The sequence below is a fragment of the Escherichia ruysiae genome (genome assembly GCF_031323975.1).
Classification (GTDB): domain Bacteria; phylum Pseudomonadota; class Gammaproteobacteria; order Enterobacterales; family Enterobacteriaceae; genus Escherichia; species Escherichia ruysiae.
In genome coordinates this window covers 2,623,153-2,636,575 of sequence record NZ_JAVIWS010000001.1, presented here as the reverse complement: position 1 = coordinate 2,636,575, position 13,423 = coordinate 2,623,153, and the positions used below count along the sequence as shown (strand labels likewise).

General features: G+C 50.6%; 11 protein-coding genes and 1 pseudogene. 4 read left to right on the top strand and 8 right to left on the bottom strand.

The features are described 5' to 3' along the window. Positions 1-304: 304 nt before the first annotated feature. Complete coding sequence (locus tag RGV86_RS12765) at positions 305-994, top strand: FadR/GntR family transcriptional regulator (protein WP_001131153.1); 690 nt, start codon at positions 305-307, stop codon at positions 992-994. 23 nt (positions 995-1,017) lie between these two features. Beyond that, a pseudogene (locus tag RGV86_RS12760) lies at positions 1,018-1,149 on the top strand (hypothetical protein); the annotation flags it as partial. A gap of 85 nt (positions 1,150-1,234) precedes the next feature. Here RGV86_RS12760 and rbsR read toward each other — a convergent pair. The 7 genes from rbsR to kup form a co-directional block, all read right to left on the bottom strand. Next, positions 1,235-2,227 (bottom strand): ribose operon transcriptional repressor RbsR, encoded by a 993-nt coding sequence (gene rbsR, locus RGV86_RS12755; protein ID WP_000224480.1) that lies wholly within the window; start codon positions 2,225-2,227, stop codon positions 1,235-1,237. Between the two features lie 3 nt (positions 2,228-2,230). Further along, the gene (rbsK, locus tag RGV86_RS12750) at positions 2,231-3,160 is read right to left on the bottom strand and encodes a ribokinase (protein WP_024165201.1); all 930 of its coding nucleotides are present in this window, start codon (positions 3,158-3,160) and stop codon (positions 2,231-2,233) included. A gap of 125 nt (positions 3,161-3,285) precedes the next feature. Then, complete coding sequence (rbsB, locus tag RGV86_RS12745; RefSeq protein WP_001056273.1) at positions 3,286-4,176, bottom strand: ribose ABC transporter substrate-binding protein RbsB; 891 nt, start codon at positions 4,174-4,176, stop codon at positions 3,286-3,288. Between the two features lie 24 nt (positions 4,177-4,200). Further along, positions 4,201-5,166 (bottom strand): ribose ABC transporter permease, encoded by a 966-nt coding sequence (rbsC, locus tag RGV86_RS12740; protein WP_000211858.1) that lies wholly within the window; start codon positions 5,164-5,166, stop codon positions 4,201-4,203. 4 nt (positions 5,167-5,170) lie between these two features. Beyond that, positions 5,171-6,676, bottom strand: a complete 1,506-nt coding sequence (gene rbsA, locus RGV86_RS12735; RefSeq protein ID WP_000387777.1) for a ribose ABC transporter ATP-binding protein RbsA — start codon at positions 6,674-6,676, stop codon at positions 5,171-5,173. Between the two features lie 7 nt (positions 6,677-6,683). Beyond that, positions 6,684-7,103, bottom strand: a complete 420-nt coding sequence (gene rbsD, locus RGV86_RS12730) for a D-ribose pyranase (protein WP_024165202.1) — start codon at positions 7,101-7,103, stop codon at positions 6,684-6,686. A 164-nt stretch (positions 7,104-7,267) separates the two neighbouring features. Beyond that, positions 7,268-9,136 carry a low affinity potassium transporter Kup gene (kup, locus tag RGV86_RS12725; protein ID WP_000102310.1) on the bottom strand — a complete coding sequence of 623 codons (1,869 nt, stop codon included), beginning with the start codon at positions 9,134-9,136 and terminating at the stop codon, positions 7,268-7,270. Positions 9,137-9,358: 222 nt separating this feature from the next. Here kup and ravA point away from each other — a divergent pair, with 222 nt between their 5' ends. Next, positions 9,359-10,855 (top strand): ATPase RavA, encoded by a 1,497-nt coding sequence (gene ravA, locus RGV86_RS12720; protein WP_085461490.1) that lies wholly within the window; start codon positions 9,359-9,361, stop codon positions 10,853-10,855. Beyond that, positions 10,849-12,300, top strand: coding sequence for an ATPase RavA stimulator ViaA (gene viaA, locus RGV86_RS12715; protein ID WP_000956601.1), 1,452 nt, complete (start codon positions 10,849-10,851; stop codon positions 12,298-12,300). The genes ravA and viaA overlap by 7 nt, the downstream gene beginning before the upstream one ends. Positions 12,301-12,304: 4 nt before the next feature. On the opposite strand, the gene asnA is transcribed toward viaA, so the two are convergent. Beyond that, the gene (gene asnA, locus RGV86_RS12710) at positions 12,305-13,297 is read right to left on the bottom strand and encodes an aspartate--ammonia ligase (RefSeq protein ID WP_000845136.1); all 993 of its coding nucleotides are present in this window, start codon (positions 13,295-13,297) and stop codon (positions 12,305-12,307) included. Between the last annotated feature and the right edge of the window lie 126 nt (positions 13,298-13,423).

The window sequence follows — 13,423 nt, the reverse complement described above, 5'->3', positions numbered from 1 at the left end:
GGGGTGTGCATAATACGCTTTCCCGCTACAGAGTCAAGCATTTTTTTGCTTTCTCTGCCAGGATTCTCAGGAGAATCCCACTGACCCGGCGGCGTGTTTGCCGTTGTTCCGTGTCAGTGGTGGCGCATTATAGGGAGTTATTCTGAGCTGACAAGAGGAAATTTAAAATAATCTTCCGAATGCGCGTTTTTTCATCAAAACACTTGCTGGTGTGCCATAAAACAAGCAATTTGCCGTTTTTGCAACCGCAATCACACTTCCTGGTGGCATACTAAGGAGGAAAAAAAGAATAAGGAAGATGAGTATGCCATTAAGCGCACAACAGTTAGCTGCACAGAAAAACCTTTCGTATGTTCTGGCCGAGAAGCTGGCGCAACGGATCTTAAAAGGTGAATACGCACCCGGCACCATTCTGCCTGGTGAAATTGAGCTGGGTGAGCAATTTGGAGTGAGCCGTACTGCGGTACGCGAAGCGGTCAAGACGTTAACGGCAAAAGGAATGGTTTTGCCACGACCACGAATTGGTACGCGTGTCATGCCGCAATCCAACTGGAATTTTCTTGATCAAGAGTTGCTCTCCTGGTGGATGACAGAAGAGAACTTTCATCAAGTTATTGATCATTTTCTGGTTATGCGTATCTGTCTGGAGCCGCAAGCCTGCTTATTGGCAGCAACGGTGGGCACCGCAGAACAGAAGGCGCATCTCAATACACTGATGGCCGAAATGGTGTCGTTAAAAGAGCATTTCCGCCGGGAGCGTTGGATTGAGGTAGATATGGCCTGGCATGAACATATTTATGAAATGAGCGCCAATCCGTTTTTGACATCTTTCGCTTCACTATTTCATTCGGTTTATCACACTTACTTTACGTCAATAACCAGCGATACAGTGATAAAACTGGATCTACACCAGGCGATTGTCGATGCAATAATCCAAAGTGATGGCGACGCTGCATTTAAAGCTTGTCAGGCGCTGCTACGCTCCCCCGGATAAGTAATATAACAAACGGATACAGTATGGCGGGTTTGCCGTGCATTGCGGCAATAGTCATCTTTATACGGACACTAAATCTCACCATCCTGAATACCACCTTATCCGCAATTGCTGCCATCATCAGTTATACGCTGACGGTGGCAATGCTTATTCCGGAGAATTATTACTGTTGCTTCAGTAGCAATATTCATGCTTCTGAAAGCAACTGATAGTAATAATTTGATTAAAAAAAGCGTAAATCTAAGCCGAGCCGCGCTCCATCAGTATCGGCGTAAGTTGTAGTCGTTGTTGCTGTAGATTTGGCTGTGCTATCCGGTGGATGAGTACATCAATCGCCAGCTCTCCCAGTTCATCTTTTGGTTGATGAATTGTAGTGAGCGGTGGCGTCATAAAGCTTGCCAGTTCGATATCGTCATAGCCAATCACCGCGATATCCTGCGGGACATATAACCCAGCCTGATATAGAGCCTGGTATACGCCAACTGCCATAGCGTCATTTCCAGTAAAGACTGCCTGGGGGCGCAGCGGATGCGATAACAATTGCTGCATCGCGTCAAACCCGCCGTTAAATTCAAAATCGCCAGTGACTTCATAACCATCAGGAACGTCAAGGCCAGCACGCTTCATTGCCGCCCGATAACCTTCCAGCCGCAAGCGCGCAGGCGTTTTATCCAACGGACCGGTAATACAGGCAATTCGGGTATAACCTTTGTCGATCAGATATTGCGTCGCTAAATCTCCGCCCAGCAACGAGTTATCCTGAATAAGATCGCTGTCGCCATCGAACGGCGCCCAGTCCATCATCACAGTAGGGATTGTTGGATAACGTTGCATTATTTCACGCGAAGGCTGGTGTGTTTCGGTGCACAGTAACAGCAAGCCATCAACGCGCTTTTGCATCAGCGTTTCCAGATTGCGATTCATTCGCTGCTCATCGCCTTCGGTATTACAAAGAACAAGGCTATAACCGCGTTCGAAGCAACTGCGTTCAACGCCACGCACCAGTTCGGAATAGAAAGGATTGGTACTGGCAGTAATCAACATGCCAATGGTTCGAGTCTGATTGAGCTTGAGGCTACGCGCCAGAGCTGATGGCGCGTAATTGAGTTCCTTAATCGCCGCTTCAACTTTGGCGGTAATCGCTTCGCTGACGAAGCGATCTTTATTGATGACGTGAGAAACGGTTGAGGTAGAAACGCCCGCCAGGCGGGCAACATCTTTCATTGTGGCCAAGCGTCACCTCTGCCTGTCTAAAAATGTTTCGATCTCTTCACGCCACGGTACTGACGGTTGTGCGCCTTTGCGCGTTACGGCAATCGCAGCGGCAGCATGAGCAAAACGAATCGCCTCAGGCAATGGTTTTTCTTCCAGCAACGCCGTGATTAACGCGCCGTTAAAAGTATCTCCGGCAGCAATGGTATCGACAGCCTGAACCCGGAATCCAGGAACGCGCTGACCTTCGCCATTCACGCTAGCCCACACGCCACGACTTCCTAAGGTAATCAGTACGGTACGGATACCTTTCTCATGCAGTACCTGCGCAGCCTTCGCCGCATCTTCATCATTTTCAACACGAATACCGGTGAGCTTTTCTGCTTCAGTTTCGTTTGGCGTAATAATGTCCACCAGCGCCAGCAATTCATCAGGTAATTCGCGAGCCGGAGCGGGGTTAAGCGCGACGATAGTCTTATTTTGATGGGCGATTTTCGCCGCCGCCATCACACTTTCGAGTGGTGATTCCAGCTGCATTAATAATGCCGACGCGTTAGCAATACGCTCACGTTGCGCTTCCACCAGCGCCGGGGAAAGGGCAGCGTTAGCCCCGGCATGAATACCAATGACGTTCTCGCCTTCACCATTAACAAAAATCAGCGCCACGCCTGTCGATTCGCCTTTGATCACGCTGACCGGCGAAATATCAATATTATCAGTGGCGAGCTGCTGGCGAACGCTCTCACCAATACTGTCATCTCCCGTGCAGGCAATAAACGCGATATTCGCGCCGCTACGCCCTGCTGCCACAGCCTGATTCGCGCCTTTACCGCCGAATGCGACTTGATAGTGGTTACCGGTTACTGTTTCGCCTGGAGTTGGAAAAGATTGAAGATTAAGAATGTGGTCAGCATTAATGCTGCCAAGAACAACGAGGCTGCCTGCGTTTTGCATATTCGGGATGTCCATAAAATGCGCCACCGTGTTAGGGTGGCGCGTGCCCTGCTTTTCTTTATATTACACGTTCATCTGTCGATGACGTATTTATGTCACCATCAGGTCATACAACCTGATTAAAACTACTGCTTAACAACCAGTTTCAGATCAACCGGATACTTAGCCTGAACTTTCTCGCCTTTCAGCACTTTATCAGCGGTTTCGACGCCTTTAGCGCCAATCTGATCGGGTAGCTGAGCGATAGTCGCTGCTAGTTTGCCATCATTCACCGCTTTTTCGCCATCCGGTGTACCGTCAAATCCGACGACCATCACATCCGATTTACCGGCAGTTTGCAGCGCGCGCAGTGCGCCCAGCGCCATTTCATCATTCTGCGCGAACACAGCCTGCACATCAGGGTGAGCGGTCAGCAGGTTCTGCATGACGTTCAAACCTTTGGTGCGATCGAAGTCTGCCGGCTGGCTGGCGAGAACGTTAAACTTGTGAGCAGCAACGGCCTGCTGGAAGCCTTCACCACGTTCACGAGCTGCGGATGTACCGGCAATGCCTTGCAGTTCGATAACTTTTGCACCTTCGCCAGCTTTCTTCGCGATGTAATCACCCGCAATTTTGCCTCCCAGTACGTTATCAGAAGCAATGTGGCTAACCACTTCACCTTTCGTTGCCTGGCGGTCAAGAGTGATAACCGGGATGTTCGCCTGGTTAGCCATCTTCACAGCATTACCCACTGCGTCGGAGTCCGTCGGGTTAATCAGCAGAATTTTGGTGCCGCGAACGGTTAAGTCCTGCACGTTTGCCAGCTCTTTCGCCGGGTTGTTCTGGGAGTCCAGCACCACCAGGTTATAGCCAAGTTTATCCGCCTCTTTCTGCGCGCCATCTTTCAGCGATACAAAGAACGGGTTGTTAAGTGTAGAAACCACCAGCGCGATGGTGTCTTTTGCCATCGCATTCGCACTGACGGTGGCGCTTAGCGCAACAGCGGAAACCAGGGTAGCCAGTTTTTTCATGTTCATATTCAAGATGTCCTGTAGTCGTTATTACTGTTTTTTGTTGTCTACCAGCACCGCCAGCAAAATCACCACCGCTTTGACGATCATCTGGTAATAAGAGGAAACACCTAACAAATTCAACCCATTATTAAGGAAGCCAAGAATTAATGCGCCGATCAACGTCCCAACAATGCGACCTTTTCCGCCCGCCAGGCTCGTACCGCCCAGAACCACCGCAGCAATAGCATCCAGCTCATAGCCAGTCCCCGCAGTAGGTTGCGCGGAGGAGAGGCGCGCCACTTCAATGATCCCGGCCAGCGATGCCAGCAGACCACAAAGAGAATAGACGATGATTTTGATTTTATTGACGTTGATACCAGAAAGGCGCGTTGCTGCTTCGTTACCACCCAGCGCGTAGATGTAACGTCCCAGACGCGTGTGATGCAGCATGTACCAGGCCGCGAGGAAAACAATCCCCATGATCCAGACTGGCGTCGGAACACCCAGCGGACGACCAATACCAAACCAGCCGAACAGATCGGCGTTCTCAGTAAATCCGGTATTCACCGGGCTACCGTTGGTGTAAACCATGGTCACGCCGCGCAGTAAAAGCATCATAACCAGCGTAGCGATGAACGCCTGGACGCGACCTTTCGCCACAATCACCCCGGTTACCGCGCCAATTGCCGCACCTAACGCGAGAGCGGCAGCGACAGCCACCAGCGCGTTGACTTCAATGCCGACAATAGATGCAGCAACTGCACCAGTCAGCGCCAACAGAGAACCGACCGACAGGTCGATGCCTGACGTCAGGATAACCAGCGTCATCCCGACCGCCATAATGGCGTTCACCGAGGTTTGCTGGAGAATATTGAACAAGTTATTGATGGTGAAAAAGTTCGGGCTTAACGTCGAGACAATCGCGATCAGCACCAGCAGAGCGATAAGCGATTTCTGTTCCATCAGCCACGCTTTCGTGAAATAACGGCGACCAGAGACAGTCTGGGTTGTCATTTTTTTACTCCTGATTCACGCGATTAAGCTTGCCCACAGCGGCAGCCATTAACACTTCCTGAGTGGCCTGCTCTCGAGTAAATTCCCCGCTGAGATGCCCTTCATGCATGACGATAATGCGATCGCTCATGCCTAATACTTCTGGCATTTCCGATGACACCAGAATGATGCTCAAACCATCGGCTTTGAACTGGTTAATCAGTTGATAGATCTCTTTTTTCGCGCCGACATCTACGCCACGGGTAGGCTCATCAAGGATCAACACTTTAGGACGCGTCATCAGGCCACGGGCAATCGCCACTTTTTGCTGATTTCCCCCGGAAAGCAGGCCTATTGCCTGTTCCATCGACGGCGTCTTGACGTTGAACAGACGGATAAAATCACTGACCGCCTGCTGCTCATCCGCATGTTTCAGGCTACCACCTGTGCGACTGAAGTAGCGTAGCGCGGTCAGTGACATGTTCTCTTTTACTGACATGCCCAACACTAAACCGTCGCGTTTACGGTCTTCAGAGATATACACAATGCCGTTTGCCAGGCCATCCTGCGGCGAACGGGTAACGACCTCATGCCCATCCAGGGTGACGTAACCGCTGGTGCGCGGCAGGGCGCCATAGAGCACTTTCATCAGTTCGGTACGACCTGCGCCCATCAAACCAGAGACGCCAAGAATTTCGCCTTTGCGTAAAGTAAAAGAGACATCGTTAACGCCGGGTCCGCAGAGATTATCGACTTTCAGTAAGACGTCCCCCGGCGCTTTGTCCAGGTGTGGATACTGATCTTCCAGCTTACGTCCCACCATCATCTCAATCAGCGAATCTTCAGTCAGTGACGCTACTTCGCGCTCGGCAATAAATTGCCCGTCACGAAAAACGGTAACGTCATCGCAAATCTCGAAGATTTCTTTCATACGGTGGGAAATATAGACAATGCCGCGCCCCTGCGATTTCAGTTCGCGGATAACGCGGAACAGGGATTCTGTTTCGGTATCGGTCAGCGCATCGGTCGGTTCATCCATAATGATGACTTTCGACTCAAAGCTCAGCACTTTGGCAATTTCCACCATCTGCTGGTCGCCAATAGAAAGATCGCCCACCAGCTTGTCGCTTTTAAACCGCAGGTTAAGTTTGGCTAAGAGTTTATCCGCTTCGGCATACATGGTTTTCCAGTCAATTTTGCCAAAGCGATTTACAAACTCACGACCGAGGAAAATGTTTTCGGCAATGGTCAACTGCGGGATCAGGTTCAGTTCCTGGTGGATAATCCCAATCCCGGCTTCCTGGGAGGATTTCGGCCCGGTAAAAGTAGTCTCTTTACCCAACCATAAAAGCGTACCAGCATCACGGGTATAGATACCGGTCAGCACTTTCATCATGGTGGATTTACCCGCACCATTTTCGCCTACCAGCGCCATCACACGACCTGGATAGACATTTAACGCGGCTCCCGAGAGAGCTTTTACGCCCGGAAACGCTTTATCGATACCTTTAAGCTGTAGTAATGCTTCCATGGCGGCCTCAGAACGTCACGCCAGCACAGAGAATGATATTCGCATACGGAGAACATTCTCCGCTGCGAATTACCGCCTGACTTTCTGCGGTTTGTTGTTTGAATTGTTCATGCGTGGTGTAACGAATTTCAATAGTGTTTCCCTGGTGTTTTTGCAGCTGCTCAAGGTGAGTGAGCAACGTTTCGTGGAGTTGCGGATTATGTTGTTTGATCTCTTCCGCGATAATGGCTGCCTCGACCTGCATTTCACTTGTGACGACGCCCAGCACCTGCATAAAAGAAGGTACACCCTGGGTTAATGCCATATCGATACGCGTTGTACTTTTGGGGATGGGTAAACCAGCATCACACACCACCAGCGTATCGGTATGTCCCAGACGGGAGATCACCGATGAAATATCAGAATTAAGAACGGTGCCTTTTTTCATTTTTTTCTCCATCAGCGAAACGTTTCGCTGACCCGCAGTTTAATCCTGACTGATTAAGGAAAACCATCACGACGTTACTGAAATGTGATCAACATCGAAACGTTTTACATCGTGAGTAACCATGAAAAAAAACGCCCCCTTATGGAGAAAGGAGGCGTCTGGCGTTAGATTTCGACCTGAGTACCCAATTCGATAACCCGGTTTGGTGGGATTTCAAACTGATCCGGCGCGCGCAGCGCATTACGTTGCAACAGCAAGTACAGCTTGCCGCGCAGACGCAAATACCACGGGCGTTTGCCAAGGATCAGTGATTCATGCGACATAAAGAAGGAGGTTTCCATCATCCGGCAACTTAATCCTTCCAGACCGCAGCGGTGGAAAACTTCTTCCACGTTTGGCGTTTCTCGCCAACCATAACTTGCCACCACCCGCCAGAACGTGGGCGACAATTGTTCAATCTGTACCCGACGGACGTTATGGACATATGGCGCGTCTTCAGTACGCAGAGTTAACAGAATAACCCGCTCATGCAACACCTTGTTATGTTTAAGGTTATGCATCAGCGCAAAGGGAATGACATTAATTGCACGCGACATATACACAGCGGTTCCGGGAACGCGAACAGGCGGTGATTTCTCCAGTGAAGCAATCATTGCTTCCAGAGAGTTACCATGTTCGTGCATCCGACGCAGCAGGCGGAAACGCTCGCTCTTCCAGGTCGTCATCACGATAAACATCACCGTGCCGAGGCTCAGAGGCAACCAGCCGCCGGAAAGCAGTTTATCGAGGTTAGCGGTAAACAGAGGGATATCGACACAAAGGAAAGCAATCAAAATCAGCGCAACAAAATACTTATTCCAGTGCCAGTTCTGACGCGCCACGGTGGTTGAAAGAATAGACGTCAGCACCATCGTTCCGGTCACCGCAATTCCATACGCCGCCGCCAGGTTGCTGGAGTGCTCAAAGCTGACAATGACAATCACGACTGCGACATAGAGCATCCAGTTCACAAACGGAATGTAGATTTGCCCTGACTCCATTTCAGAGGTGTGAATAATGCGCATCGGCGACAAGTATCCCAGACGTACCGCCTGACGCGTCAATGAGAAAACACCAGAAATAACCGCCTGCGAGGCAATCACCGTTGCCAGTGCGGCGATGATCAGTAGCGGGATCAGCGCCCAGTCCGGAGCCAACAGGAAGAACGGGTTCTTAATCGCTTCCGGGTGTTTTAACAGCAGCGCCCCCTGCCCAAAGTAGTTAAGGGTCAAAGACGGCAATACGACGGTGAACCACGCCAGGCGAATAGGGAACTTACCAAAGTGCCCCATATCGGCATACAGCGCCTCGACACCGGTAATCGACAGCACCACCGCGCCTAACGCAATAAAGGAAACGGTTTTATATTCAAGGAAGAAATGCACCGCCCACATTGGATTTAAAGCATGTAACACTTCAGGGTTGGCAATAATGCTACGTAACCCCAGCCCCGCCAGAATCAAAAACCAGGTCAGCATAATCGGCGCAAACAACTTACCGACCATGGCAGTGCCATGCTTTTGAATCATAAACAGTAAAGTGAGAACGATGATTGAGAGGGGAACTATCCAGGTATCCAGCTGAGGGGCGACGATTTCCAGACCTTCAATGGCTGACATCACCGAAATAGCGGGTGTTATGACAACTTCACCATAGAAGAAACTGCCGCCGATTAGCCCCATAATCACCAGCATTGATGTCGTTCGCGCCGACGTATTACGCCCGGCAAGCGACATCAATGTCAGTATGCCCCCTTCCCCGGCGTTATCTGCCCGCATCACGAAGGTGAGATATTTAATGGAAACCACAAAGATTAGCAGCCAGAAGATCAGCGATAAAAAGCCAAACACGGCATCGCGTTCAACGCCAAAACCAAACTGGCCGGACAAACATTCACGAAGTGTATATAACGGGCTGGTACCAATATCGCCGTAGACAACTCCAATCGCCGCGAGGGTAATCGCGGGCAACGATTGCTTATTATCAGTGCTCATAGACTAGTCTTTCGTTGAAATATGAAATGTGTGCGTAGTCCCTTGGCCCACAAAAAAGCGCACAGTATGCACGATTAACGGCAAAATCGTACTCCTAAATGCGGCCACATTAACCTGGCTCAAAGAAAAATAGCCCTCCTTTGAGACTATTTTTGCCACCAGCAAGAAACGTCTATACTCGCAGTTTACGCAGAACTTTTGACGAAAGGACGCCACTTCATTATGGCTCACCCTCATTTATTAGCGGAAAGAATTTCCCGTCTAAGCAGTTCGCTTGAAAAAGGGCTTTATGAACGTAGCCACGCCATCCGCCTGTGTTTGTTAGCGGCATTAAGTGGTGAAAGCGTATTCCTGCTTGGCCCACCAGGTATTGCTAAAAGTTTAATCGCCCGGCGCTTAAAATTCGCCTTCCAGAATGCGCGCGCGTTTGAATATCTGATGACCCGCTTCTCCACACCGGAAGAAGTTTTTGGCCCCCTTTCTATTCAGGCGTTAAAAGATGAAGGCCGCTATGAGCGTTTAACCAGCGGCTACCTGCCGGAAGCAGAAATCGTCTTTCTTGATGAGATCTGGAAAGCCGGGCCAGCGATTCTTAATACCCTACTAACCGCTATTAATGAACGCCACTTCCGCAACGGCGCACATGTTGAAAAAATCCCTATGCGCCTGCTGGTGGCGGCCTCCAACGAACTGCCAGAAGCAGACAGCAGCCTGGAAGCGTTATATGACCGTATGCTGATTCGTCTGTGGTTAGATAAAGTGCAGGATAAAACGAATTTTCGCTCCATGCTGACCAGCCAACAGGATGAAAACGACAATCCCGTTCCACCATCCTTGCAGGTCACGGATGAAGAATACGAACGCTGGCAGAAAGAGATTGGTGAAATTACGCTGCCCGATCATGTATTTGAGCTGATTTTTATGCTGCGCCAGCAACTGGATAAATTACCGGATGCGCCTTATGTCTCCGACCGTCGCTGGAAAAAAGCGATCCGCTTATTGCAGGCCAGCGCCTTTTTTAGCGGTCGCAGCGCGGTTGTCCCGATTGATCTCATCTTGCTGAAAGATTGCCTGTGGTACGACGCCCAAAGTCTGAATTTAATTCAACAACAAATTGACGTATTGATGACCAGTCATGCGTGGAAGCAACAGGAAATGCTGACGCAACTGAGTGCAATTGTGCAGCGTCGCCTGCAACTCCAGCAGCAACAAAGCGATAAAACGGCCTTTACGGTGATTCGTCAGGGTGGCATGTTCAGCCGTCGCCCACAGTATCAACTTCCTGCCGACGTTGCTGCTTCCACGCTGACCCTGTTGCTGCAAAAACCATTAAAATTGCATGATATGGAAGTTGTTCATATCGCTTTTGAGCGTAGCGCACTGGAACAGTGGCTGAATAAAGGTGGTGAAATTCGCGGCAAACTGAACGGTATCGGCTTTGCCCAGAAACTGAATCTGGAAGTTGATAGCGCCCAACATCTGGTTGTACGCGATGTGAGTTTACAAGGCAGTACGCTGGCGCTTCCCGGTTCATCGGCTGAAGGTCTGCCTGGTGAAATAAAACAACAACTGGAAGAGCTTGAAAGCGACTGGCGCAAGCAACACGCCTTATTCAGCGAACAGCAAAAATGTCTGTTTATCCATAGCGACTGGTTAGGTCGCATTGAAGCCAGCCTACAGGATGTCGGCACCCAGATTCGCCAGGCGCAACAATGCTAACACTGGATACGCTCAATGTGATGCTGGCCGTCAGCGAAGAGGGATTGATCGAAGAGATGATCATCGCTCTGTTGGCCTCACCGCAGTTGGCTGTCTTCTTTGAAAAATTCCCACGACTGAAGGCGGCAATCACTGATGATATTCCCCGCTGGCGTGAGGCGCTGCGCAGTCGGTTGAAAGATGCCCGAGTCCCGCAGGAGCTCACGGAAGAGGTCATGTGCTATCAGCAAAGCCAGCTTCTTTCCACGCCGCAATTTATTGTGCAACTACCGCAGATACTGGATTTACTGCATCGACTGAATTCCCCGTGGGCCGAACAAGCCCAGCAGTTGGTTGATGCCAATGGCACGATCACTCCGGCATTACACACGCTTTTTCTCCAGCGTTGGCGCTTAAGTCTGATAGTGCAAGCGACGACGTTAAATCAACAGTTATTAGAAGAAGAACGCGAACAACTGTTGAGTGAAGTTCAGGAACGCATGACGCTAAGTGGGCAGCTTGAACCGATTCTGGCAGAAAACAACACCGCAGCCGGTCGTCTGTGGGATATGAGCGCCGGTCAGCTTAAACGTGGCGACTATCAGTTAATTGTAAAATACGGTGAATTTCTTAACGAACAGCCGGAACTGAAGCGCCTGGCGGAACAGCTCGGGCGTTCGCGGGAAGCCAAATCGATACCACGCAACGATGCGCAGATGGAAACCTTCCGCACCATGGTGCGCGAACCGGCGACCGTTCCTGAGCAGGTTGATGGTCTGCAACAAAGCGATGATATTTTACGCCTTCTACCGCCGGAACTGGCGACGCTTGGGATAACTGAACTGGAGTATGAATTTTACCGTCGACTGGTGGAAAAGCAGTTACTCACCTATCGCCTGCACGGTGAGTCGTGGCGTGAAAAAGTTATCGAACGCCCGGTGGTACATAAAGATTACGACGAACAGCCGCGCGGACCGTTTATTGTCTGCGTGGATACTTCCGGCTCAATGGGCGGCTTTAATGAACAGTGTGCGAAAGCGTTCTGCCTGGCATTAATGCGCATTGCCCTCGCTGAAAACCGGCGCTGCTTTATTATGTTATTTTCCACCGAGATCGTCCGTTATGAGCTTTCAGGCTCACAAGGCATCGAACAAGCGATTCGCTTTTTAAGCCAGCAGTTTCGTGGCGGCACCGATCTTGCCAGCTGTTTTCGCGCCATTATGGAACGCTTGCAAAGTCGGGAATGGTTTGACGCCGATGCGGTGGTGATTTCTGATTTTATCGCCCAGCGGTTGCCTGACGACGTGACGAGTAAAGTGAAAGAGTTGCAGCGGGTACATCAGCATCGCTTTCATGCCGTGGCGATGTCGGCACACGGCAAACCCGGCATCATGCGCATTTTCGATCATATCTGGCGCTTTGATACCGGGATGCGAAGCCGCCTGCTGAGACGCTGGCGGCGATAAATTATTACAGCAGAGAAGGGACGCTCTCACGAACTGCCGCAGGCCAAACGCCACACTGAACCTGGCCGATATGCGGTAGTTGCAGCAGTAGCATGGTCAAACGAGACTGACCGATACCGCCGCCGATGGTCTGCGGCATTTCACCGCGCAGCAGCGCCTGATGCCATTCCAGTTGCAGGCGATCTTCGTCACCGGTTAGCGCCAGTTGGTGCTTCAGCGTATCGGCATCCACGCGGATCCCCATAGAAGAAAGTTCAAACGCATCTTCCAGCACCGGGTTCCACACCAGAATATCGCCGTTCAGACCCGCATGGCCCAGTTCTGACGGGGTGCTCCAGTCATCATAATCCGGTGCGCGCACGTCGTGACGATGACCATCACTCAACTTGCCGCCAATCCCGACAAGGAATACCGCGCCAAGATCTTTCGCAATCGCCCGCTCACGCCCTTTGGCATCGAGATCCGGATAACGAGACAGTAATTCCTGGCTGTGTACGAAGTGGATCTGATCCGGCAGGAACGGTGCCAGGCCAAACTCTTCGCTAACCGCAGCTTCGGTTGCTTTAATTCCCGCCCAGATCGCCTCTACGGTACTTTTCAGAGTCGAGAATTGACGCTCGCCGTCGCCCATTACGCGTTCCCAGTCCCACTGGTCTACATAGACCGAGTGCAACGGAGAAAGACGGTCTTCATCGGGGCGAAGGGCTTTCATGTGCGTGTACAGCCCTTCGCCCACGCTGAAGTCGTGTTGCCCTAACGTCTGACGTTTCCACTTCGCCAGTGAATGAACCACTTCGAACTGGGCATCAGGCAGAGCTTTCACTTTTACCTGTACCGCTTTTTCACAGCCCGACAAGTTATCCTGCGTGCCATCCCCCACACGACTAAGGATTGGCGCCTGGACTTCAATCAGCCCTAAGCGTTCTTCCAGTTGACGAGAAAAGTGAGATTTCACGAAGCTAATTTGACGTTGTTTGGCAATGTAAGCGGTTTTCATTTTTTATACTCCTGCGTCCTGTTGCGTATGATTAAGCAACAAAAACCAGTACACATGCAATAATCATTCAATAAAAAGCCTTACTCACTTTTGATTCATTAAAAAAGAAGACTAAAATAGAATGAA

Coding starts and splice junctions, on each gene's coding strand:
- RGV86_RS12765 (WP_001131153.1), top strand. CDS start 305: ATGCCATTAAGCGCACAACAGTTAGCTGCACAGAAAAACCTTTCGTAT.
- rbsK (WP_024165201.1), bottom strand. CDS start 3,160: ATGCAAAACGCAGGCAGCCTCGTTGTTCTTGGCAGCATTAATGCTGAC.
- rbsB (WP_001056273.1), bottom strand. CDS start 4,176: ATGAACATGAAAAAACTGGCTACCCTGGTTTCCGCTGTTGCGCTAAGC.
- rbsC (WP_000211858.1), bottom strand. CDS start 5,166: ATGACAACCCAGACTGTCTCTGGTCGCCGTTATTTCACGAAAGCGTGG.
- rbsA (WP_000387777.1), bottom strand. CDS start 6,676: ATGGAAGCATTACTACAGCTTAAAGGTATCGATAAAGCGTTTCCGGGC.
- rbsD (WP_024165202.1), bottom strand. CDS start 7,103: ATGAAAAAAGGCACCGTTCTTAATTCTGATATTTCATCGGTGATCTCC.
- kup (WP_000102310.1), bottom strand. CDS start 9,136: ATGAGCACTGATAATAAGCAATCGTTGCCCGCGATTACCCTCGCGGCG.
- ravA (WP_085461490.1), top strand. CDS start 9,359: ATGGCTCACCCTCATTTATTAGCGGAAAGAATTTCCCGTCTAAGCAGT.
- viaA (WP_000956601.1), top strand. CDS start 10,849: ATGCTAACACTGGATACGCTCAATGTGATGCTGGCCGTCAGCGAAGAG.
- asnA (WP_000845136.1), bottom strand. CDS start 13,297: ATGAAAACCGCTTACATTGCCAAACAACGTCAAATTAGCTTCGTGAAA.